Below are 21651 nucleotides of genomic sequence, written 5' to 3'. Positions count from 1 at the left end.
AAATGACCATGTCCGGTCTCGACCTCACCAGAATCGGCGGACGGATCGGCGCGGAGGTCTCCGGCGTCGACCTCAACGCCCTGTCCGACGGCCTGTTCGAAGCGATCAACTCCGCGCTGCTGGAGCACAAGGCGCTGATCTTCCGTGGCGCCGGGCTCGACGACGAGGGGCAGATCGCCTTCGCGTCCCGGTTCGGCGCGCTCACCCGTGCGCATCCGACCGTGCCCTCGGTGGACGGCCAGCCCAACATCCTCCCGGTCGACGGGGAGGAGGGCATCCGCTCCAACAACTGGCACACCGACGTGACGTTCGTCCGCACGCCGCCGAAGGTCAGCACGCTGCGGGCCCTCGTCGTGCCGCCGTACGGGGGCAACACGCTGATCGCCAACGCCGGGGCCGCCTACCGCGACCTCCCCCAGCAGCTGCGGGACTTCGCCGACCGGCTGTGGGCGGTGCACACCAACGACTACGACTACGCGCTGCCGCGGAACAACGCGGCCAAGGCCGCGGAGTACCGGAAGGTCTTCGTCTCCACGCGCTACCAGACCGGCCATCCGGTCGTGCGCGTGCACCCGGAGTCGGGGGAACGCGGCCTGTTCATCGGCGGTTTCGCGCAGCGGATCGTCGGGCTCAGCGGCACCGAGTCGCGCGACATCCTGCGCATCCTCCAGGCCTATGTCACCCGGCCGGAGAACATTCTGCGCGTCGCGTGGAAGCCCGGTGACCTCGTCGTCTTCGACAACCGCATCACCCAGCACTACGCGCCCGACGACTACGGCGACCAGCCGCGCCGCCTGCACCGCGTCACCGTGGCCGGCGACGCTCCGTCGGCCATCGGCGGAGAGACGAGTTACGTCATCGAAGGTGACGAGGCCCACCACTACACACCGGCCGCCGCCGCCTGACGGGTGCCGTGGCCCGGTATGGCGGGCCGGGCCACGGCGCCATTTCCGCGCCGGCGTCCTTGCGATTCTGGAATTCGCCGAAAATACATTCGGCGACCAGGGCGGATGCCGATGCTCGCGCTATTCATCGCCATTGCGAGCCAATAGAATCGGCCGCCGGGACAGACGCCCCCAGAGGAGGCGGACGTGAGTCGACCCCCCGGCGAGCCTCGATCCGGCAAGGACCCCGAGGCCGGCGAACCGGAAGAGCCGGCGGAGTCCGGCCTGCCAGCACGGACCGCTCCCGCACCGGGGACGGAATCCCCGCCGGGCGTCCCTTCCGCCGAGGAGGAGGACGGCTCCGGGCCGATGCCGCCCCCTCCCTCCGGGGAGGGTCCTCCCCCGACCGGAGCCTTCCCCGCGACGGCCCCTCCCGCGGAGGCGGACCCGCCGCCGGGACCTGGGTCTCCGCAGGAGCCGGTTCCCGCGCCCGTGGCCGCTCCACCCACCGGGCCCGCGGGGACTCCGCCCGGCGGCGGGCAGCAGCCCTGGTGGGCCGTCGGGCAGAGCCCTCCCCCCGGCGGGCCACCACCACCGCCCTACCGGGCTCCCTATCAGCCGCCCTACCAGCCACCGGGGGGACCACCCTGGTCCCAGCCCGGCGGACCGCCGCCCGTCGCACCCGGACGGGCGCCGATGGCGGCCTCGCCACCCACCTCGGACGACGCCGACCGTGACCGGCTGGCCGTGCACCTGATCTGGGAGGGCGTGCTCGCGTTCATCGCGGTCGTGCTCATCGTCGCGACGGCCGCGTTGACTCCGCACCAGAACCTCACGAGCGCGTTCAGCCAGGCCGGGTATCTCGGCCTCGTGGCGGCCGGGCTCGCGTTCTCGCTGCGGACCGGCTCACCGAACCTCGCGGTGGGATCCATCGTCGCCTTCTCCAGCACGCTGGGCGCGTACCTCATCACCGATCACCAGTGGGGAAAGCCGGCCGCGATGGTGGTGGCGATCGTGCTCGCGACGCTCATCGGGCTCGTGCTCGGGCTCCTGGTCGCGGTGCTGTCCGTACCCGCCTGGCTCGTGACGCTCGCCGCCGTCGCCGTCATCCAGGCGATCGCGCTCGCGCTCACGGACGGTTCGGTCATCCCGGTGCGCTTCGAGGGGAGCTACCCGACCGCACTCTGGTACGGCCTCTTCTTCATGGTGTCGGTCGGCGGCGGGGCGCTGTGGCTCCTGCCCGGGGTACGCCGCCCGCTCGCCGCGAGCCGCGGTCCCGTCGACCCGGCCCGCTGGACCGGCCCGCGCGCGGGCCTGGGCGCGATCGCCGGGCTCACCGGATCCAGCTTCCTGGCCGGGCTCGCCGCCGTCCCGCTGCTCATGCGGATCCAGGCGGCCGAGGGCAGCGGCACGAATCTCACCACGGTCGCGCTCGCCGCCGTGCTGCTCGGGGGCGCCAGCGTCTTCGGACGGCGCGCCGGTGTGTTCGGCACCCTGCTCGCCGTCACGATCCTGGCGATCATCCAGGTGCTGGTCGCCTACAACGACGGCCCGCTCTGGGCGTCGACCCTCGTCGTCGGCCTGGCGGCGCTGTTCGGCGTGGCGGCCTGCCGCGGACTCGAGAGCGTCACCGACCAGCTGAACCGGCGGCGTCCCGCGACCCTGGCTCCTCCTCCGCCCGCCCTGCGGCCGCCACCGGGCTGGGGGCCGATGTCGTGAGCACTTCCGCCGGCCGGAACGCCGCCATCGTGGTGGCGGTTCCGGCGACTGTCAGCCCTGCAGGACCGTGGACAGGACCCTGATCGTGTTCTCCCACTCGGTGGCGTCGTCACGGTTCGCCATCCCGCGCAGGCCCTGCGCGGTGTTCTTGTAGAAGTCCCCCAAGGCGCCGACTCCCGCCAGGACCTGGGCACCGGCGGCCTCGTACCCCGGCTTTCCCTCCGCCCCCTTGAAGAACTTCGTTCCCGTGTCGTCGCCGCCCCAGAAGTTCCCGATGGCGTCGAGCCGTCTTTTCGCCGCCTCGAGCTTCGTCGCGATCTCCGTGGCCTCGCCGTCGAGGCCGCCCGCCACCAAGCGTATGTACGCGGGATGGACCTCCTTGGGCGGCAGGAGAAGGCGCATGCCCACCCGGAGGCCGCCGGGATCGGCGCCGATGGCCGTCTCGTTCGCGGCGTAGATGTCACGCCACTTGGAGCCGTCCTCGAAGACGTCCTCTGCGATGTCCCACAGGGAACCGTGGGGTGTTCCCCAGTCGGTGACGACGACGTACTTCGGTGGGTCCGGTGGTATCGAGGGAGCCACGTTGGCATCATCCTTGTCGGTCGCGAGTGGAGCTCTATCCGGCCGGCTTGTGCGCCATCGTCGAATAGAGGAGTACCCGCAGAGTCGTGTCCTTGACGGTGGGTACCAGCTCGTCGTCGCGCTTGCCGTTCAAGAAGCCGTAGACAGGGCCGTAGCCGACCGATCCTCCGGCGAGGCGCGAGATGAAGTACCGCACGTCGGCATTGCTTGTGATCTTGGTCATCGGCTTGGCGGCGGCGTCGAACACGCCGTAGAAGGCGACGGAGGCGGCGAACTCCTTCATGACCTCCTCCACGTTGCTCTTCAGTGAACCGACGTCCTCGTGGCGCCACGCCTTGACGCCGTCCATGACCGCCACATCGCCCACGGCGAAGAACGCGCTGCCGATCGAGTACTCCATCAGCTTGGCGAGCAGTGTCCTGGCGATGGCGCTTTCGAGAAGCCTCGCCAGGAATCCCGCCTGCGCTCTCCTCGCGATGACCTGGGCGATCTCGTAGGCGACGCCCGCCTGCCAGGGGAAGGTGGAGATGTAGAGCAGGCTGGCGAAGTTCGCGAAGGCGAGGGTGCGGAACGCGTACTGCGCCTTTGTGATCAGGTCCGCGAACTCCTCGCACGCCTCGCTCACGCGCTGACAGTAGGCGGCGAGCCGGGCGGCCTCTCCCGTCGCCGGAGGAGAGGGCGACAGGTGGGTGTGCCAGAAATCGCCGAACGCCTGGATGCTCTCACCCGCGTTGTGCGACGTGATCGCTCGTGCGGCGGCGTTCCCGTTCTCCGCCCATTCGACGATGTCGCCCTTGAGCTCGGACCAGACCTTCGCCGCCTCACGGGCTTTGCCCGGGTCACCTTCCGGATATGGGGTGGTGAGCATCGTGAAGACGAAGAGCGCGATGTTCCCGCCGACGAACAGGCCACCGCGAAGAGGGGTCACGCCGGCCATGGAAGCTCAGAGTCGTCTCGTGGCGGGCTCACTGTGAAGGCCCTCCGAAGAACTCGCCCGCCGGGAAGTCGGGAAACGTCGCGCTTATCTTGGTCGCGGTCTCCTGCCGCACGAGGTCGTTCGCGTCATTCACCATCTCGACGATCCGTTCGGCGAGGACGTCGACGTCCAGCCGTTTCACGCGGGGATCGAGCTTGAGCTGGTGCAGGCGCCCCTGACTTCCGACGATCAGATGAATCAGGCCGTCCTTGCTCTTCGCCTCCACCGCGAGGTCCGCGATCTCCTCCTGGGCCTGCCGGCTTCGGGATTCGAGGTCCCGGATCTCGTCCTCGAGGAGCCCCCTGTCGAGGTCCATGCCGCAGCCCCCAGTTCGCCGACGACGCCGCTCCACCCGGTAACCGAACAATTCAGGTAGACATTAGGGGATGGTACCAGTTGGGCGTTTCGTCCCGTCAACGACGGGCCTCGCCGCGCACGGCGAGGGCGAGGGCGCAGCCGATACCGACGGCGCGCTCGACGGGCCGGCGACTCGCGAATTCTCTCCACTACGCCATCAGAAAGCGAGGGGAATTCAGCGGGTGAACGACTTCACACGCCGCGATCAGAGCCGTTGCGGCCGAGCCTGCCGGGACGGTCGTGGTGGGTGACCGGCCCGGCAGGCGGAGTGCCGACTCAGCGCTCGACCCCGAGGGCGCGGCTGAGGGTGTGGAACAGGTCGGTCTGGTCGGTGACACCGACCACGCCCGCGGCCTGCGGCCCCTGGGCGGCGATCCGCACCTCGGTGCCGGTGTGCTCCTGGGAGACGCCGGGCTTGGTGGTGGCGTAGTTGATCTTCATCTGGGCGCCGTCGGCCGTGATGAGCGTGGCGGTCTGGCCGGGGCTGTCGGTCTCCAGCGGGACGATCTGGCTGGTGTGACCGTGGTCCGCGGTGACGACCACGAGGGTGTCACGGTGGTGGCCGGCGTAGTCCAGGGCCGCCTTCACGGCCTTGTCGAACTCCACGTTCTCCCCGATCTGACCGCACGGGTTGGCGGCGTGGTCCTGCTTGTCTATCGACGCGCCCTCGATCTGCAGGAAGAAGCCCTTCTTACTGTGCCTGGTCTGGGTGTCAAGGAGCTGGAGGGCCTTGCCCGCCATGTCGGTGAGGTGCGGGCCGCCGAACTCCGCATTGGGTGCGCAGCGCGCCGGCTCGGTGCCACCGACCTTGGCCAGTGGGCCGGTCTGCTCCAGTGGCATGTTGCCGTCGGCGAACAGGCCGAGCAGCTTCTTCCCCGGCTTGGCCGCGGCCAGCCCGGCTGGATCGGTGACGACGCCGTAACCCGCCGCCGTGGCCTGGTCGATCACGGTCCTGCCCTGGTAGGGGCCCGCCTTGATCGTCTGCGCGAACCGGGCCCTCCCTCCGCCGAGATAGACGTCGGCGCCGGTCTGCACCTGCTGTTCGGAGATCGAGCCCGGACCGCCGTTCACCTTGTCCTGCCGGGGGCACTTGGCCATGTCGGCCGGCCCCTCGCAGGACCGGTCCTCGACATGCGCGGCAAGCACGGCCGGTGTGGCGTCGCCGAGCTCGGCGGTGGAGACGTCGCCGGTGCGGAATCCGGCCTTCTTGGCCAGCTCCAGCACCGTGGCCTGCGGCCTGCCGTCCGGCGTCACCGAGATCGCGCCGTTGTAGGTCTTGTGGCCGGTCGACCAGCCGGTGCCGCTGGCGGCCGAGTCGGTGACGTAGTCCGGCTTGCTCGGGTCGGCCTTGCTCACCGCGTACGTGGTGTACTCGCCGGTCAGCGGCAGCGTGTCCATCGCCAGCCGGCCCGCGGCGCCCTTGGCGTAGTTCCGGGCGATCGTGATCTCCGAGTCGCCCATGCCGTCACCGATCAGCAGGATGACGTTGCGCGCCTTCCCGTCCTGGATCGCCGACCGGAGCCCGGAGCTTCGGTCGCCGCCCGAGGCGAACGTCGGCAGGGCCGCGGCGGTCAACGCTCCCACGGCGACCACGGCGACGACGCCACGGCGGATCAGCCTCGACGATGAGGTCATAAGGGTGTTCTCCTCTGCGGGGTGGCTCGACTGGTCGTACGCCGTCGGCGCTCGGCGGCGTACCTGACCCGCAAAAGGCAAATTACAGGCAAAGAAACGTTAAAGAAGGCTGGTCACAGGCTGCTCAGCCAATGTTCACCTTGACCGCGCCGTCTCACCAGGTGGACGGTGCGGGCGGCGCGACGACCGGCGGGCGATCGTCGCAGGTGATGGTGTTCGGCAGCTCCCACGGGGCGAGCCAGGGCCCGGTCGTGCCGCCCCCGTCATTGCCGCCGAGGTCGGTCAGCGAGAACTCCGAGCCGGCCGGGGTGAAGTGGAACGACCCGCAGTTGTTGACGCCCACCGCACCGACGTTGCGGGCATCGACGTTCTGGAAGGACGCGGACCCGGCCACGCGCGCGCTGAGCACCGAGGTGCCCGTGCCGTCGACTCTGATGTCCTTGAAATGGACGTTCGTGATCGAGTAGAGGTCCTTCACCGGGAAGTCGCTGACCAGCATCATCGCGTTGTAGGTGTTGTCGAGGAAGTGGTCACCGACGACCTGGACGTCGGCGTCGATGTTCTTCTCGAGTGCGTAGAGCCAGATGGCCCCCAGGCCGATGTTCCAGTTCAGCTCGTACGTGCCGGCACGTACCGTGGTGTTGTCGCTGATCCGCAGGTGCCCGGTGAACGCCTCGGCGCCGAACCGGGACCCGGCATGGATCGCGCTGCCCTCGCGAATGGGATCGGCGACGAGGTTGCCCGAGACGGTGTTGTCGGTGCCCCCGTAGACCGCGATGCCGTTCGCGAGGACCGGCGTCTGCACGGTGTTGTGGGAGAAGGTGTTGCGGGCGTCCTCGGTCTTCTCCGACCACAGGGCGAGGCCGTCGTCGCCGGAGTTGCGGACCACGTTGTTCGACACCACCGAATCCGTGACGCCGGTGTGGAAGTTGAGACCGTCGGCGATCTGGTCGGCGATGACGTTGTTCGTCACGCGCAGCCTGGTCATCGGGCCGTCGAACCACATGCCGACCTTGGTGTGGTGCACGTACAGGCCGTCGATGGTCGAGTCGCTCATGGCGCCGCCGACGCCGTTCACCTGGTCGGTGTCGATCCGCTCGCGTACGTCGCCCTCGATCGCGAAGCCGGACAGGTGGACGTTCTCACTCCCCCCTGCCGACGCGTCCTTGCCGTAGAAACCGACGCCGGTGTGCACGGAGCCGTCGGGCGCCGGGGTGGCGAGGGAGACCTGGTGACCCTTGATGATCGTGTACCAGCTGCCGGCGCCCTCGATGGTCACGTCGTCGACGATGATGTGGCGGTTCACCTGGTAGGTGCCCGGCGGGACGTAGACCTCGAGGTGCCCTCGCCTGGCCGCGGCGATGGCCCGGTCGAACGCACCGGCGGAGTCACGGCGGCCGAGCGGGTCGGCGCCGAACGCCAGCACGTTGGCCGCGACCGGCCTGACGCGGGGCGCGCCGACGAGCTGTGAGTCGAGCAGGTCGACGACCGTCCACGCGGCCCTGCTCCCGGTGGGGACCGTCAGCCGGATCTTGTCGCCCGCACGGTAGGTGTGGCCGAGCAGCAGGCGCTGCTCGTCGTAGAAGTGGTTCGGGCGGAACGGCTTGGTGATCGTCGGTGCCGGCGTCGTGTCGGCCGGCACGCAGGAGCACTCGGTGATCCACCAGTCCGGGTGCAGCAGGCCGGCGTCCGGGTCGTTGGAGAACGGGTACTGGTTGTACAGCCACGCGTACTGCGACGTGAGGGTCATGGTGGCCCGGTGCCTGCCGTTCACCGCCACGTCGAGGGGCGCGGTGATGCCGCCGCCGCCCGTGGCGTCGGGGATGCTGTACCGCACGGTGATCGCGTTGGCCGCGCTCGGCAGCGTGAACTCCACGTGCCGTCCGGGCGCCAGTTTCACCGCACTGCGGCCGGACGCCTCGGCCGGGAGCGTGTACGCGGCGCGGTCCGGGCCGATGACGGTACCGTCCGTCGGAGCGTTCTCCGCCTCCTGCTCGGCGAAGCCGGCGGTCGCGCCGCGCCCGGCGACGAGTGCGGGGTCGAGGGCGGCGCGGGTCACGACCGGGGCCGGGACGTCATGCGCGCCCGAGGCGACGGCCGTGCCACCGAGCGCGACGCTGAGCCCGAAGACGGCCGCCACCATCGCCGCGATCCTGGGTCTGCGGGACCACCTCGCGACGGCTCCTGCGGTGCTCGGTGACATCGAATGCTCGTTTCTGTCGGGGAGGCCGCGCTCGAGGTGGAGCGGACACCATGAGGGTGACGTGACACTAAACCGCCATCTCTCCCCCGACAAGGCCCATGAGCGGGATATTTCACATGTCTGATTTACCCATGCAGATTTCTCTCGATTTCTTGCGAGTAATTACGTGCTTCTTGCGCCACCTCACAACGGCACACGCGGACGGGCGGCGAAACGCTCAATGCGATCATGCACCCGATCCGCCCTGCGACCACGATCGCGAACGCCTGGTAATTCGCGCAGACATTGCGCGGTTATGAGCAGTTGTGCTATCAAACCATCAGATCTGCTCACTGCTGCCCGAGCCGGGCGGCCAGAACGGAGTTGCCGTGACGACCCACGTCGAGACAGAGATCGCGGACCAGCCTGACTGCTGGCAACGGGCCGCCGAACTCGCCTCAACGCCCCTGCCCGGTCTGCCCGAGCCCGGCGAACGCGTCGCCGTGGTCGGCTGCGGCACCTCGCTGTTCATCGCGCAGGCGTACGCCTCGTTGCGAGAGGGCGCGGGCCTGGGCGAGACGGACGCCTTCGCGGCCTCGGAGATGCCCTCCCATCGCCGCTACGACCGGGTTCTGGCGCTCACGCGCTCCGGCACCACCACCGAGGTGCTCGACCTGCTCGGTGAGCTCCACGGCGCGGTGCCCACCACCGCGATCACCGCCGACGCCACCACCCCGGTCATGACCGCGGCCGACGAGGTGATCGTCCTCGACTTCGCCGACGAGCGGTCGGTCGTGCAGACCCGGTTCGCGACCACGACCCTCACGCTCCTGCGCGCCCACCTCGGGCAGGACCCGTCGAAGGCCATCGCCGACGCCCGGCGTGCCCTCGCCGACGCCCTCCCCGCCGGGCTCACCGACCGTACCCAGTTCACGTTCCTGGGGACGGGCTGGACCGTCGGCCTGGCCGCCGAGGCGGCGCTGAAGATGCGGGAGGCGTCACTGAGCTGGACGGAGTCCTACCCGGCCAAGGAGTACCGGCACGGGCCGATCGCGATCACCGACGAACGCTCCGCGGTCTGGATGTTCGGGCCCGCGCCCGAAGGGCTGGAGGAGCAGGTCACCGCGACCGGAGGACTCTGGGTCCAGCCCGACCTCGACCCGCTGGCGTCGCTCATCATGGCCCAGCGCCTGGCCCTCGCGCTGGCGACCGCCCGTGGCCTGGACCCCGACGTCCCACGGCACCTGTCCCGCTCGGTCATCCTGCGCCCGGCCGCCGGCTGAGAAGGAGCGCCATGCCACTCGTCCCCACCGGGGCCATCGTCGGCGCCGCCCGTGCCCGGCGGCGCGGTGCCGCCGCGTTCAACGTCATCCAGATCGAGCACGCCCAGGCGATCACCGCGGGCGCGTCGCAGGCGGGCGCGCCGGTGATCCTGCAGCTCAGCCAGAACGCCGTCCGCTACCACGGCGCGCTCCGGCCGATCGCCATGGCGGCCCGCGCCGTCGCCGAGCTCGCCGGTACGCCGGTCGCGCTCCACCTCGACCACGCCACCGACACCGGCCTGGTCCACGAGGCCGTCGCCCTGGGCTTCGGGTCGGTGATGTACGACGCGTCGGCCCTCGGCTATGAGGACAACGTCGCCGCCACCGCCGAGGTCGCGCGGTTCTGCCATGACCAGGACGTGTGGGTCGAGGCCGAGCTCGGGGAGATCGGTGGCAAGGACGGCGTGCACGCGCCCGGCGCCCGTACCGACCCCGGCGAGGCCGCGGCGTACGTCGCGGCCACCGGGGTGGACGGACTCGCCGTGGCGGTGGGCACCTCGCACGCCATGCTCACCCGTGACGCCGCCCTGGACCTGCCCCTCATCGCCGCGCTGCGCGAGGCGGTCCCGGTCCCGCTGGTGCTGCACGGGTCCTCCGGCGTGGCCGACGCCGATCTGACCGCCGCCGTCGACGCCGGCATGACCAAGATCAATATCGCCACCCAGCTGAACAAGGTGTTCACCGGCGCCGTACGCGACCGGCTGGCCGCGGACCCCGCCCTGGTCGACACCCGCAAGTATCTCGGCGCGGCGCGTGACGTCACCGCGGCCGAGGTGGCGCGGCTGCTCGGCGTCCTGCGCTCCACTCCCCCGGAAGGCTCCACGGCATGACCGGCAACGGCACTTCGAACGCGCCCATCAACATCGTCTTCATCGGCGCAGGCTCGGTGGAGTTCACCCGGCAGCTGCTGCGCGACATCTTCTCCTTCCCCGAGCTGGGAGGCGTGCGGATCGCCCTGCACGACATCGACGCCGAGCGGCTGTCGGTGGCCGAGGCCCTGGCGCACCGTACGGCCGACCGCCACGGCGCCAAGCCGCAGATCGTCGCCAGCACCGACCGCCGCACCGCCCTGGAGGGCGCGCAGGTGGTGGTGAACATGGTCGCCGTCGGCGGTCATAGCGCCACGGTCACCGACTTCGAGGTGCCCGCGCGGTTCGGCCTGCGGCAGACGATCGGCGACACCCTCGGCATCGGCGGGATCTTCCGCGCGCTGCGGACGTTCCCGCTGCTGGAGGGGCTGGCCGCCGACATGGCCGCGGTGTGCCCGGCCGCATGGCTGCTCAACTACACCAACCCGATGGCGATGAACCTGAGCTACCTCGCCGGGATCGCCCCGGGGCTGAAGGCCGCCGGGCTCTGCCACTCGGTCTACTGGACCGTACGCGACCTGTGCGAGATCGTCGGCGTTCCGCACGAGGAGGTCGACGTCGTCTCGGCCGGGGTCAACCACCAGGCGTGGATCCTGGGCTGGGAGCACCGGGGACGCGACCTGTATCCGGCGCTGGACGAGGCGATCGCCGCCGACCCGGAGCTGCGCCGCCGCGTGCGCGTCGACATGTACCGGCGGCTCGGCTACTACCCGACCGAGACCAGCGAGCACTCCTCGGAGTACGTGCCCTGGTACCTGCGGCACGACGCGGAGATCGAGCGGCTGCGCATCCCGGTCGACGACTACGTGGGGATCAGCGCGGGCAACCTCGCCGAGTACGGCGCCGTACGCGACGCGCTGGCGGCCGGCCGCGAGCCCGAGCCGCGCGAGGAGGAGGACGCCGCCGAGTACGCGCCCCAGGTCATCCACAGCATGGCCACCGGCACACTTCGCACCATCCAGGTCACCACGGCCAACACCGGGCTCATCACCAACCTGCCCGCGGGCGCGGGCGTCGAGGTCCCGGCCACCCTGGACCGGCTCGGCGTGCACCCGCACCACGTGGGGGCGCTGCCGCCGCAGCTGGCCGCGCTGAACCGGAGCTTCCTGAACGTCGTGGAGCTGACCGTCGCCGCCGCGATCGAGGGCGACCCGCGTCACATCCGGCACGCCGCCATGGCCGACCCCGCCACCGCGGCGGCGCTGACCGTGGACGAGATCTGGGCGCTCTGCGACGCCATGGTGGCGGCGCACGGGGACGCCCTGCCGCCCGCGTTGCGCTCGTCGCTCCAGCCGTGATCGACCTGCTGGTCGTCGGTGACGCCAACCCCGACGTGCTGGTCTCGGGCGCGCCCGAGACGCCACCGGCCGGACAGGCCGAGACGCTCGTCGACACCGGCACGCTGGCCCTGGGCGGGTCGGCGGCGATCGTCGCCCACGGCGCGGCCGTGCTCGGGCTGTCGACCGCGCTCGCGGCGATGGTCGGCCGGGACGCGGCCGGGGACTTCGTGCTCGACACGCTGTCCACGGCCGGCGTGGACATCAGCGGATGCGTGCGGCACGAGAGCCTGCCGACCGCGCTGACCGTGTGCCTCAACCGGCCGGACGGTGACCGGGCGATCCTGACCGCGCCGGGCTGCCTGCCCGCGTTCGGTCCCGAGCAGGTGCCGGCGGTGGCGGCGCGTCACGTGCACGCCGCCTCCTACTTCCTGCAGCCCCGGCTCGCCGCCGGGCTGGCCGGGCTGCTCGAAGGGTTCCGGCGTGCGGGTGCCTCCACTTCGCTGGACACCAACGACGATCCGGCGGGTGAGTGGCGGCTCTCCCCCGGTCTGCTGGCCGCCTGCGACCTGGTCCTGCCCAATGAGGCCGAGGCGGTCGCCCTGGCCTCCGCGACGGGGGACCGACCGGGCCCGGCCGGCGGGCTCCACGCGGCCCTGGCCGCGCTGGCGGCGCGCGGCCCGGTCCCGGTGGTCAAGCGCGGCGGGGAGGGCGCCCTGGCGCTGTTCGAGGGCGCTCTAGTCGGCGCGCGTGGCCCGCTGGTCACTCCGGTCGACACGGTGGGCGCCGGAGACGGCTTCGACGCGGGATTCCTGGCGGGCTGGCTGACGTCCCGTGACATCGCCGACGCGCTGGCCTGGGGCTGCGCGTGCGGCGCGCTGTCCACCCGCGCGGCGGGGGGCACCGCCGCCCAGCCGACCGCCGGCGAGGCCGAGTCCGTCGTGGCCCAGGTGCAGGTCACGAGGGCACGAGCAGGCTGAAACGCCCACCGGCGTGACCGAATGAGCAGTCCCGGTGCGCGAATAAAGCGCTAAACAGCTATTAATAAGCTTGAAATCTGCTTTATAGTGAGCGAATGCGTCAACAGGAGCGCCTGGGTCTGATCCTCGACCGGCTCGCGAAACACGGCACGGTCTCCGTCCTCGACCTCACCACCGAGCTGAGCGCCTCGCCCGCCTCCATCCGGCGTGACCTGAAGGCACTGGAGGATCAGCAGCTGCTCAAGCGCACGCACGGTGGCGCGGTGGCGGCGGAGGTCATCTACGAGCTGCCGATGCGCTACCGGACGGGCCGCCACCAGGAGGAGAAGAACCGCATCGCCCAGGCCGCCGCGCGGCTGGTCACCGACTCGGTGCATTCGGTGGGGCTCGGCGGAGGCACCACCACGACCGAGCTGGCCCGCGCGCTCGGGTCGGTCGGCCGGTCCCTGAAGGTCGTCACCAACGCGCTCAACATTGCCGGAGACCTGTCGGTGCGGTCCGCCATCGACCTGGTCGTCACCGGCGGCAGCGTACGCCCGGAGTCGTATGAGCTGGTCGGCCCGATCGCCGACCGCGCGCTCGCCGGGATCCACCTGGACCTGGTGTTCCTCGGGGTCGACGGCATCGACGCGACCGGCGGCATCAGCACCCACGACGAGGTCGAGGCCCAGACCGACCACTGCCTGATGCAGACGGCGACGCGGGTCGTCGTGCTGGCCGACAGTTCCAAGGTCGGCAACCGGGCCTTCACGCGCATCGCCCCGATCGAGGAGGTCGCGATGCTCATCACCGACTCCGCGGCCGGCGCGCCCGACCTGGAGCGCCTCCGCGCCGCGGGTGTCGAGGTCATCACCGTATAGGCGACCACTGGCCGATCGGCGGCTCACTTGAAACCGGACGAGGCGATCGAGCGCACGAAGAACCGCTGGGCGAGGACGAAGAGCACCAGCACGGGGATCTGGCTCATCACGGTCGCCGCCATCAGCACGGGCCAGTTGGTCAGGTGCGCGCCCTGGAAGTTCTGCAGGCCCAGCTGAATGGTCATGTTGCCAGGGCTCTGGATGGCGATCAGCGGCCACAGGAAGTCGTTCCAGACGTTCAGGAACGTCAGCACGGACAGCGTCGCCAGGGTCGGGCCCATCAGCGGCACCATGATGCTCAGCAGCGTACGGAGACGGCCGGCCCCGTCGATGCGGGCGGCCTCCTCCAGCTCGCGGGGCACCGTCGTGAAGAACTGGCGCATGAGGAACACCCCGAACGGGGTGGCGAGGTTCGGCACGACCAGCGCGCCGAGTGTGTCGGTCATGTGGAGATCGCGCACCACGATCAGCGTCGGCAGCATCACGATCTGGAACGGCACCATCAGGGTGGCGAGCACGGCGATGAACAGCAGCCGGCTGCCCAAGAACGGGATCCGCGCGAAGGCGTACCCGGCGAGCGAGCAGAACACCAGGTTGCCGACGACGCAGGCCACCGACACGATCGTGCTGTTGAGCAGCCAGTGCCCGAACGGCGCCTGCTGCCAGGCGTCGAGGTAGTTGTGCCAGTGCACGCCACCCGGCAGGCCGGGCGGGAAGCGCCGGGTCTCCGCCTCGGTGGAGATCGACAGCAGCACCATCCAGATCAGCGGCGCGAGCATCACCACGGTGAGCGGGACGAGCAGCAGGTGCAGCGGGCTGGGACGCCGGCGCCGCGGCCGCGGGCCCGTCTCCGCCGGGGTGGCCCGCGGAGGAGCCGCCAGGGTCGTCGTCTGGCTCATCTCAGCCCGCCTCGTAGTGGGAGGTGCGGCGTCCCAGCCACAGCTGGACCACCGTCACGATGAGGATGACCACGAACAGCGCGACACCGATGGCCGCGGCGTAGCCACCGTCGAAGTTCACGAACGCCTGCTGGTAGAGGTAGTAGACGAGAACGGTGCTGGCGTGCAGCGGGCCGCCCTTGGTGGTCACGTAGACCTCGTCGAACAGCTGCAGGGCGTTGATGGTCAACCAGACCAGCAGGAACGACGAGGCGGGCGCGAGCAGCGGAAGCTCCACCTTGAAGAAGGCGCGCACCCGGCCGGCGCCGTCCAGTGCCGCGGCCTCCATCAGCTCGCGCGGCACGTTCTGCAGAGCCGAGAGGTAGATGATGACCGCGAAGCCGAGCCAGCCCCACACGGTCATGCCGACCACGGCCGGCAGCGCCTCACCCGTGCTCTGGAAGAACCCCTGCTGGGGCAGTCCGAGCTTGTCCAGCCCCGCGTTGATGAGCCCGATCTGCGGGTTGTAGAGCCAGCTGAAGATCACGCCCGTGGCGACGGTGGAGGTGACGAGCGGGGCGAACACCGCCATCCGGTAGAAGGTCATGCCGCGCACCTTCTGGTTGAGCAGCACCGCGATCGGCACGGCCAGCACCATGGTGATCGGCACGAACAGCACGCAGTAGAGCAGCGTCTGCCTCGCCGCCTGCCAGAACACGGGGTCGTGCACCATCTTGGTGTAGTTCGCCCCGCCGGACCACGTGCCGGCCGACGTCAGGTCCGTCTGCTGGACGGACAGCAGCAGCGACCAGACCACCGGGACCAGGCCGAACACCGCGATGAGCACCACGGCCGGCGAGACGAACGCCCAGCCGGCGAACTGGTCGCCCCGTCGTACGCCCCGCTGCCGGCCCCGGCGCCGGGGCCCCTTTCCTACGGCCCTGGCGGCCGTGGCCACCGTCATCACTCCCCCGCGAGGATCTGGTCGACCTGCTGCCGCGCGTCGTCGAGCGCGGCCTGCGGCTGGGCCTTGCCGAGCAGCACGGACTGTACGGCGGTGCCGAGGACCTGGGAGATCTTCGGGTACGCCGGGATGTTCGGGCGGGACTTGGTCGCGTTCTTGCTCAGGTTGTCGACGAAGACCTGGTTGGCCGGGTAGCGCTTGAGGAAGTCCTTGTAGCCGGGGAGCTGGGTCTCCGACTGGCGCAGGGGCAGGTCACCGGTGGCGATCGCGAACTTCAGGTGCGTCTGGGCCGAGTCCAGCCACTGCACGAACGCCCATGCGGTCGTGCGGTCGCCCTTGTTGAACAGCATGTAGTTGTCCGGGCCCGCGATGGTCGCGTGGGTGACCTTGCCGGGCAGGAACTGCGCGCCGTAGGAGATGTCCTTGTTGATGGTCCCCAGGTCCCAGGGCCCGGTCCAGAGCATCCCGATCTTTCCGGAGTTGAAGAGGTTCTGGTACTGCCCGTCGCCGGTGTCCAGGTAGACCGAGTGGTCGGTCACCGCCATGTCGTGCAGCAGCTGCATGGCGGCCAGCCCGGCCGGCGAGTCGAAGGCGGACTTCTTGCCGTCCGGGGTGAGCAGGTCACCGCCCGCCTGCCACAGCATCGCGATGTACCGCCAGACGGTGTCCTCCGTGCCGTCGTTGACGTACGCCCAGCCGTACTTGTGCTGGGAGGGTTCGCTCAGCTTGCGCGCCGCGTTGCGGAAGTCGTCCCAGGTCCAGTTCGCCGTCGGGTAGGACAGCCCGGCCGCGTCGAAGAGCTTCTTGTTGTAGACGAGCGCGAGGTTGTCCACGAGCGCCGGGACACCGTAGATCTTGCCGTCGGGCGTGGTCGCCGCCTGACGGGCCGCCGGGAAGAAGTCGTTCCACTGGAAGGACGGAGTGCCCTTGACCAGTGACGTGAGGTCCTGTGTCTGGGAGCGCTGGGCCAGGGTCGTGATCGAGGAGCCGTACTCATAGGCGACGCCGGGGGTCTTCCCGGAGACGAAGGAGGCCAGCGTCTTCTTCAGCGCGTCGTCGTTGCTGCCGGCGAAGGTCACGTTCACCTTCTGGTCGGGGTGCGCGGCGTTCCACTCCTGGCCGAGCTGGGTGATCGCCTTGTTCTCGACGTCGGTGTAGCCGTGCCACATGATGATCGCGTCATGTGACTTCCCGGAGTCGCCGCCGCCGCCGGAACAGGCGGCCAGGGTCCCGAGGGCGAGCACTGCCGCGCCGGCAGTGATCCGTACGCCGAGCCGCCGACCGGCTCGTTGTGGTGTTGCGCGCATGTCCACGACTCCCTAGGAAAACCGGGCTCCCGAGTGACCCACGCCCGGGTTTAGTGCTCGTTCACGATTGTTGTTGGGGACTTTAGATCAGAAACAATCACCAAACAAGGCATAACGTGAAGAAAACGCCAAACCGAGAGCTTGGGTCCGCCCCCGGCTCTGACCTGCGGCCCGTCGCAGGTGGCGGCTCGGGCGGCACCCGGCCCAGAGTGCGCCGGGAGGGCCCAATCGGGTAAAGTCAGACACTGACGGTTGCCTGACGACAAGTATTGGCCGCCACGCGCGGCCGAAGTGGTCGCACGCAGTGAACGTAGGAGCGAGGGGGCGGCCGTGATGACGCGGAGTCATGTGATCTTGGTGGTCGAGGACGATCCCGGGGACCAGCTGCTCATCCAGGAGGCCTTCGCCGAGCACACCACGGACAGCCGGCTGGAGATCGTCTCCGACGGAGAGGACGCGCTGAACTTCGTCCACCGAACCGACCCGCACGCCGAGGCACCACGCCCCGACCTGGTCCTGCTGGACCTGAACCTGCCCCGGTTCGACGGCCGCGCCGTGCTCCGTGCCCTCAAGGCCGACGAGAACCTGCGCTCGATCCCCGTGGTCATCTTCACCACCTCCTCGCGCGAGGAGGACGTGAGCGGCACGTACGAGCTGCACGCCAACGCCTTCATCACCAAGCCGGTCGACTTCGATGACTTCAGCAACGTCGTCCAGCGGATCAACAGCTTCTTCACCCGCGTCGCCCGCCTGCCCCGTCCGCCCGAGGCCGCCTGACCCAGGGGGCCTTGACGGCCGCAGGTGCCCATGATTCGATTCCGGCGATTCGCTTGATCGTGGTGTAGGCCACGAGCTTTCCGGGGGAACTGGAACGCGGGGGCGCGCTCCCCGCGGCATCGTCCACGAGCCGGGAGCGACGAATGGGCCGGACAAGACGTGTGACAGCGATCGCGGCGGCGCTCATGACGCTGGTCCCACTCGCCTCGGCCGGAACGGCCGCCACGACGAGCCCGCCGGACGAGACGGCGATGAGGCCGACACGGCGGCCGGCGGACACGAACATCGAGGCGCGCGTCAGCGCCCTGCTGGCGCGGATGACCGTGGACGAGAAGCTGCAGCAGCTCCAGTTGCTCTCCGACGGCCAGGTCACGGACGACGATGCCAAGAAAGGCGTCGGCGCGGTGTTCAGCCTCACCGACCCGGCAAAGATCGATCACCTCCAGCACGTCGCCGTGGAGCAGTCGCGGCTGCACATCCCGCTTCTCTTCGCCTACGACACGATCCACGGGTACCGGACGATCTTCCCGGTCCCGCTGGGCGCGGCGAGCAGCTTCGACCCCGACGTCGCGGCCGCCGACGACAGGTTCGGCGCACGGGAGTCGGCGGCGGCCGGCATCAAGCAGATCTACTCCCCCATGGTCGACGTCTCGCACGAACCACGCTGGGGACGGATCGCCGAGGGCGCGGGCGAGGACCCGTACCTCGGGTCGGTGTTCGCGGCCGCCCGCGTCAAGTCCGCGCAGGGCAGCGACTACAGCGCGCCGGACAAGGTCGTGACCAGCGTCAAGCACTACGCGGCGTACGGGCAGCCCGAGGGCGGCCGTGACTACAACACGACCGACATGTCCGAGCAGCGGCTGCGCAACCTGTACCTGCCGCCGTTCAAGGCCGCGGTCGACGCCGGCGCCGACACGGTGATGTGCTCGTTCAACTCGATCAACGGCTCGCCGGGGTGCGGCGACAGCCACACCGAGACCGACATCCTCAAGCGCGAGTGGGGCTTCGACGGCTTCATCGAGAGCGACTACACCGCGGTCTCGGAGATGCGCACCTGCCCGCCCAAGACGCCGGACGAGGGCCCCTGCGGCCACGGCGTCGCGGCCGACGGTCCCGGGGCCGGCGCGCTGGCGCTGAACTCCGGCACCGACTCGGAGATGGTCAGCACGAACCTCCGCGACCACGGAAAGCAGCTGCTCGCCGACCACCGGATCTCGATGTCGCGCCTCGACGACGCCGTACGCCGGATCCTGCGGGTCAAGTTCCGCGCGGGGCTGTTCGACCACCCCTACGCCGACCCGTCCAAGGCCGACGCCGCGCAGCTGCTGCCCGACGCGGTCGCGGCGGCGCGTACGGCGGCGAGCCGCTCGATGGTGCTGCTGAAGAACGACGGCGGCACGCTGCCCCTCGACCCGGAGAAGTCGACCGCGGTGATCGGCCCGCTCGGCGACGACCAGCACGACATGCTCGGCCCCTGGTGGGGCCAGGGCCGTGACCAGGACGCCGTGTCGGTCTACCAGGGCATCAAGGCGCAGAACCCGGACACGACCTTCACCCCCGGCTGCCAAATGATCGACAAGGACCCGCCGGACGTGACGCCCGCGGACGAGTGCGGGTCCGACGCCGGCTTCCCCGGCGCGGTCGCGGCGGCCAAGAAGGCCGACCAGGTCGTCCTCGCCCTCGGCGAGTCACGCGGCCAGAGCGGCGAGGCCGCGGCGCGCAGCGACATCGACCTGCCGGGAAAGCAGCAGGAGCTCATCGACGAGATCAAGGCCACGGGCAAGCCCTTCACCGTCGTGCTGTTCAACGGACGGCCGCTGACGCTCGCGAAGGTGGCCGCGAGCGCGCCGTCGATCCTGGAGGCCTGGTTCCCCGGCGTACAGGCCGGCAACGCGGTCGCCGACGTCCTGTTCGGAAAGGTCGACCCGGGCGGCAAGCTCCCGGTGTCGTTCCCGCGCGCGATCGGCCAGGTCCCGATCTACTACGACCACGAGCCCACCGGACGCCCTTGCGACGCCGGCCAGAAGTACACCTCGCGCTACCGCGACCTGCCGTCCTGCGATCCGCTCTACCCGTTCGGCTACGGGCTCAGCTACACCAAGTTCGCCATCTCGGGTCTCAAGCTCAGTTCGGCGAAGATGCCGGTCGACGGCCGGATCAGCGCCTCGGTCGAGGTGCGGAACACCGGCGGGCGCGGCGGTGACGAGGTCGTGCAGCTCTACATCCACGACCCGGTGGCGAGCATCTCGCAGCCGGTACGCCGCCTGCGCGGCTTCCAGCGCGTCACGCTGGCGCCCGGTCAGACGAAACACCTGACGTTCACGCTCACCAGGCAGGACGTCGGCTTCTACGACAACGGCGGCCACTTCGTCGTCGAGCCCGGCACCATCGACGTGTACGCGGGTGACAGCTCCACCGCGAGCCTGCACGACGCGTTCCAGGTCACGGCGCGGTGAACGGGAAGGTCACATGGGACGCTCGGCGAGCGTCCTGTCCAGCCGCGCCTGGGCGCGTGCCGCCTGCCGGGCGCGGTAGGCGATCGGCATGTAGCGCAGGCGCTCCGGCAGGCCGGCGGTGCTGCGGGCGATGGCCTTGCCGAGCCGCCGCAGCCGCCGTTCGTCGGCGTCGTCCCAGCTCAGGCCGAGTTTGTCGCGCGCGGCCGCGGGCAGGGTGCCGATCGTGACGAACCGGCCGACGTGGCCGCTGACGGCACTGAACGGCGCCAGGACCGGACGCAGCGCGGCCGGGGTTCCCGGAGGCACGCGGGCCATCATGTCCAGCACGTCGTACGCCACCTTGTGGTCGACGAGGGTGTTCTCGACCATGTCGTCGAAGTAGGTCCAGTAGTCGGCGATGGTGGCCGGGAGCATCCGCTCGGGCACCTGGAGGATCCGGCCCAACCGCATGAACTCCTCGAAGACCTGCTGCTCCTCGCCCGGCTCCGGCTCCTCGACGGCGAAGTAACGGGCGGCCACCACGGCGGCGTAGAAGCCGGTCAAGTGCACCCAGGCCCACGGCCCGGCGGAGAGGGCGTGGTGAGTACGGCCCTCCTCGTCCTGGGCGCTGATCGTGGCGTGCATCTTGCGCAGGCGTTCCCCCTCCTCGATGGCCGTCTGTCCTCCGTAGATCCAGGTCTGCACCGAGGTGAAGCTGCGGATCGCGCGGCCGACCGGGTCGACGCGGAAGCTGGACCTCTGGTCGACCACCGTGCCGATCGTGGGGTGCATCGTCTGGAGGACGAAGGCACAGTTGCCCGCGAGTGCCGAGGTGTACAGGCCTGCTCTCGGTGCGCTACGTCCTGGACCGCCCGCCCATCCCCCGCGACCTCATGGTCGAGCAGCTCACCGCGCTCATCACCCGCTACATCGGCCGGTGAACCCGGTGCGACCGCTTCAGTCGCCGAACCGGAGCTCGGCGATCTGCAGGAAACCGTCGGGCGTGCCCGGCGCCCGGCTGGTCATGTCCAGCCTCACGCCCGTGGTGCGGACCGGGTCGAAGGTGATCGTCGTCGGCTGGTTCGACCCGGCGGCCCAGGCGACGTTCAGGTGCCGTACCGGGACGTAGTGTCCGTCGCGCAGGTAGGAGACCTCGATCCCGGCGGGCAGCGCCCGGCCGGCTCCGATGGTGAAGTAGGGCTGGAGGGTGCCGGCCTGCCGGGGGGACGGCCAGGAGACCGAGACCCACTCACGCGCGTGGGCCAGGCTGAACGCGGGCAGGAGCGCCGTCGGGGCCTTGTCGTAGAAGTTCGACCAGCCTCCGGAGGTCGTGTCGCCGTCCAGCATGGCGGCCGGGACCGTACCAGGGGCACCCGAGTAGCTCGCGTCCGCGCTCACCGGTTCGGGCGCGGCCGGTGCGGTCGTCACCGGTGCCGGTCCGGCGGTCCCGGCGCCCTTCGTCCCGCCCGTGGCGTGGATGACCGTCGTCGCGGGGCGCAGACCGGGCGAGGTGACGGTGACGGTGATCGGGCCGGGCGCCCTCCCCGACCGTACGATCGCCAGCGCCTTGCCGGCCCACGCCTCACGGGAGGACGCCTTGTAGTTCTCCGCGCTCTCCTCGCGCCCGTTGTCCAGGCCGGCCACGAG

Annotated in this window: 19 protein-coding genes; 9 read left to right on the top strand and 10 right to left on the bottom strand. The window is 70.3% G+C overall.

What is annotated here, in order from left to right:
- The first annotated feature begins 2 nt into the window (after positions 1 to 2).
- Together FB559_RS41400 and FB559_RS41395 are read left to right on the top strand one after the other, a co-directional pair.
- A complete protein-coding gene (locus FB559_RS41400; protein ID WP_221640720.1) occupies positions 3 to 905 on the top strand; it encodes a TauD/TfdA dioxygenase family protein in 903 nt (300 codons plus the stop codon).
- A 675-nt stretch (positions 906 to 1580) separates the two neighbouring features.
- The gene (locus FB559_RS41395; protein WP_141963376.1) at positions 1581 to 2603 is read left to right on the top strand and encodes an ABC transporter permease; all 1023 of its coding nucleotides are present in this window, start codon (positions 1581 to 1583) and stop codon (positions 2601 to 2603) included.
- Positions 2604 to 2654: 51 nt separating this feature from the next.
- Here FB559_RS41395 and FB559_RS41390 read toward each other — a convergent pair whose 3' ends face one another.
- The 5 genes from FB559_RS41390 to FB559_RS41370 form a co-directional block, all read right to left on the bottom strand.
- Positions 2655 to 3185, bottom strand: a complete 531-nt coding sequence (locus FB559_RS41390) for a LysM peptidoglycan-binding domain-containing protein (RefSeq protein ID WP_141963374.1) — start codon at positions 3183 to 3185, stop codon at positions 2655 to 2657.
- A gap of 34 nt (positions 3186 to 3219) precedes the next feature.
- Entirely contained in the window at positions 3220 to 4113 is an 894-nt protein-coding gene (locus FB559_RS41385; RefSeq protein ID WP_141963372.1) for a WXG100-like domain-containing protein, read from the bottom strand.
- 37 nt (positions 4114 to 4150) lie between these two features.
- Positions 4151 to 4477, bottom strand: coding sequence for a YbaB/EbfC family nucleoid-associated protein (locus tag FB559_RS41380; RefSeq protein WP_141963370.1), 327 nt, complete (start codon positions 4475 to 4477; stop codon positions 4151 to 4153).
- 317 nt (positions 4478 to 4794) lie between these two features.
- Positions 4795 to 6153, bottom strand: a complete 1359-nt coding sequence (phoA, locus tag FB559_RS41375) for an alkaline phosphatase (RefSeq protein WP_141963368.1) — start codon at positions 6151 to 6153, stop codon at positions 4795 to 4797.
- Positions 6154 to 6307: 154 nt separating this feature from the next.
- A complete protein-coding gene (locus FB559_RS41370) occupies positions 6308 to 8296 on the bottom strand; it encodes a glycosyl hydrolase family 28-related protein (RefSeq protein ID WP_246122907.1) in 1989 nt (662 codons plus the stop codon).
- 428 nt (positions 8297 to 8724) lie between these two features.
- Between FB559_RS41370 and FB559_RS41365 the strand changes: the two genes are divergently transcribed.
- From FB559_RS41365 to FB559_RS41345, 5 genes are all read left to right on the top strand, one after another.
- Positions 8725 to 9618: an SIS domain-containing protein gene (locus FB559_RS41365; RefSeq protein WP_141963364.1), complete on the top strand. Its 894-nt coding sequence runs from the start codon at positions 8725 to 8727 to the stop codon at positions 9616 to 9618.
- A gap of 11 nt (positions 9619 to 9629) precedes the next feature.
- Positions 9630 to 10487, top strand: a complete 858-nt coding sequence (locus FB559_RS41360) for a class II fructose-bisphosphate aldolase (protein ID WP_141963362.1) — start codon at positions 9630 to 9632, stop codon at positions 10485 to 10487.
- Positions 10484 to 11824, top strand: a complete 1341-nt coding sequence (melA, locus tag FB559_RS41355) for an alpha-glucosidase/alpha-galactosidase (RefSeq protein WP_141963360.1) — start codon at positions 10484 to 10486, stop codon at positions 11822 to 11824. Before FB559_RS41360 ends, melA begins: the two co-directional genes overlap by 4 nt.
- Positions 11821 to 12783 carry a carbohydrate kinase family protein gene (locus FB559_RS41350; protein ID WP_141963358.1) on the top strand — a complete coding sequence of 321 codons (963 nt, stop codon included), beginning with the start codon at positions 11821 to 11823 and terminating at the stop codon, positions 12781 to 12783. Before melA ends, FB559_RS41350 begins: the two co-directional genes overlap by 4 nt.
- A 95-nt stretch (positions 12784 to 12878) precedes the next feature.
- Positions 12879 to 13643: a DeoR/GlpR family DNA-binding transcription regulator gene (locus FB559_RS41345; RefSeq protein ID WP_141963356.1), complete on the top strand. Its 765-nt coding sequence runs from the start codon at positions 12879 to 12881 to the stop codon at positions 13641 to 13643.
- 23 nt (positions 13644 to 13666) lie between these two features.
- On the opposite strand, the gene FB559_RS41340 is transcribed toward FB559_RS41345, so the two are convergent.
- The 3 genes from FB559_RS41340 to FB559_RS41330 are packed head-to-tail and all read right to left on the bottom strand — an operon-like array spanning position 13667 to position 16792.
- On the bottom strand, positions 13667 to 14542 hold the full coding sequence (locus FB559_RS41340) for a carbohydrate ABC transporter permease (RefSeq protein ID WP_141963354.1): 876 nt from the start codon (positions 14540 to 14542) through the stop codon (positions 13667 to 13669).
- 1 nt (position 14543) lies between these two features.
- Positions 14544 to 15485: a carbohydrate ABC transporter permease gene (locus FB559_RS41335; protein WP_141963352.1), complete on the bottom strand. Its 942-nt coding sequence runs from the start codon at positions 15483 to 15485 to the stop codon at positions 14544 to 14546.
- On the bottom strand, positions 15485 to 16792 hold the full coding sequence (locus tag FB559_RS41330) for an ABC transporter substrate-binding protein (RefSeq protein WP_141963350.1): 1308 nt from the start codon (positions 16790 to 16792) through the stop codon (positions 15485 to 15487). The genes FB559_RS41335 and FB559_RS41330 overlap by 1 nt, the downstream gene beginning before the upstream one ends.
- A gap of 333 nt (positions 16793 to 17125) precedes the next feature.
- Here FB559_RS41330 and FB559_RS41325 point away from each other — a divergent pair, with 333 nt between their 5' ends.
- Both FB559_RS41325 and bglX read left to right on the top strand, forming a co-directional pair.
- Positions 17126 to 17569 carry a response regulator gene (locus FB559_RS41325; RefSeq protein ID WP_141963348.1) on the top strand — a complete coding sequence of 148 codons (444 nt, stop codon included), beginning with the start codon at positions 17126 to 17128 and terminating at the stop codon, positions 17567 to 17569.
- 161 nt (positions 17570 to 17730) lie between these two features.
- A complete protein-coding gene (gene bglX, locus FB559_RS41320) occupies positions 17731 to 20025 on the top strand; it encodes a beta-glucosidase BglX (protein WP_221640719.1) in 2295 nt (764 codons plus the stop codon).
- A 9-nt stretch (positions 20026 to 20034) separates the two neighbouring features.
- On the opposite strand, the gene FB559_RS41315 is transcribed toward bglX, so the two are convergent.
- Together FB559_RS41315 and FB559_RS41310 are read right to left on the bottom strand one after the other, a co-directional pair.
- A complete protein-coding gene (locus tag FB559_RS41315; RefSeq protein WP_141963344.1) occupies positions 20035 to 20796 on the bottom strand; it encodes an oxygenase MpaB family protein in 762 nt (253 codons plus the stop codon).
- Between the two features lie 165 nt (positions 20797 to 20961).
- The coding region (locus tag FB559_RS41310) for a discoidin domain-containing protein (protein WP_141963342.1) at positions 20962 to 21651 on the bottom strand (690 nt) is incomplete at its 5' end.

The sequence above is a fragment of the Actinoallomurus bryophytorum genome, assembly GCF_006716425.1.
In the GTDB taxonomy this organism is placed as follows: Bacteria; Actinomycetota; Actinomycetes; order Streptosporangiales; family Streptosporangiaceae; genus Actinoallomurus; species Actinoallomurus bryophytorum.
The sequence above is the reverse complement of the archived record's forward strand: the minus strand, read 5'-3'. Positions and strand labels throughout refer to the sequence as shown.

Bases quoted from the DNA above. Each gene is read 5' to 3' on its own strand.
- FB559_RS41400 (WP_221640720.1), top strand. From the start codon at position 3: ATGACCATGTCCGGTCTCGACCTCACCAGAATCGGCGGACGGATCGGC.
- FB559_RS41395 (WP_141963376.1), top strand. From the start codon at position 1,581: ATGGCGGCCTCGCCACCCACCTCGGACGACGCCGACCGTGACCGGCTG.
- FB559_RS41380 (WP_141963370.1), bottom strand. From the start codon at position 4,477: ATGGACCTCGACAGGGGGCTCCTCGAGGACGAGATCCGGGACCTCGAA.
- phoA (WP_141963368.1), bottom strand. From the start codon at position 6,153: ATGACCTCATCGTCGAGGCTGATCCGCCGTGGCGTCGTCGCCGTGGTC.
- FB559_RS41370 (WP_246122907.1), bottom strand. From the start codon at position 8,296: ATGGTGGCGGCCGTCTTCGGGCTCAGCGTCGCGCTCGGTGGCACGGCC.
- FB559_RS41360 (WP_141963362.1), top strand. From the start codon at position 9,630: ATGCCACTCGTCCCCACCGGGGCCATCGTCGGCGCCGCCCGTGCCCGG.
- melA (WP_141963360.1), top strand. From the start codon at position 10,484: ATGACCGGCAACGGCACTTCGAACGCGCCCATCAACATCGTCTTCATC.
- FB559_RS41345 (WP_141963356.1), top strand. From the start codon at position 12,879: ATGCGTCAACAGGAGCGCCTGGGTCTGATCCTCGACCGGCTCGCGAAA.
- FB559_RS41340 (WP_141963354.1), bottom strand. From the start codon at position 14,542: ATGAGCCAGACGACGACCCTGGCGGCTCCTCCGCGGGCCACCCCGGCG.
- FB559_RS41335 (WP_141963352.1), bottom strand. From the start codon at position 15,485: ATGACGGTGGCCACGGCCGCCAGGGCCGTAGGAAAGGGGCCCCGGCGC.
- FB559_RS41330 (WP_141963350.1), bottom strand. From the start codon at position 16,792: ATGCGCGCAACACCACAACGAGCCGGTCGGCGGCTCGGCGTACGGATC.
- FB559_RS41325 (WP_141963348.1), top strand. From the start codon at position 17,126: ATGACGCGGAGTCATGTGATCTTGGTGGTCGAGGACGATCCCGGGGAC.
- FB559_RS41315 (WP_141963344.1), bottom strand. From the start codon at position 20,796: ATGCACCCCACGATCGGCACGGTGGTCGACCAGAGGTCCAGCTTCCGC.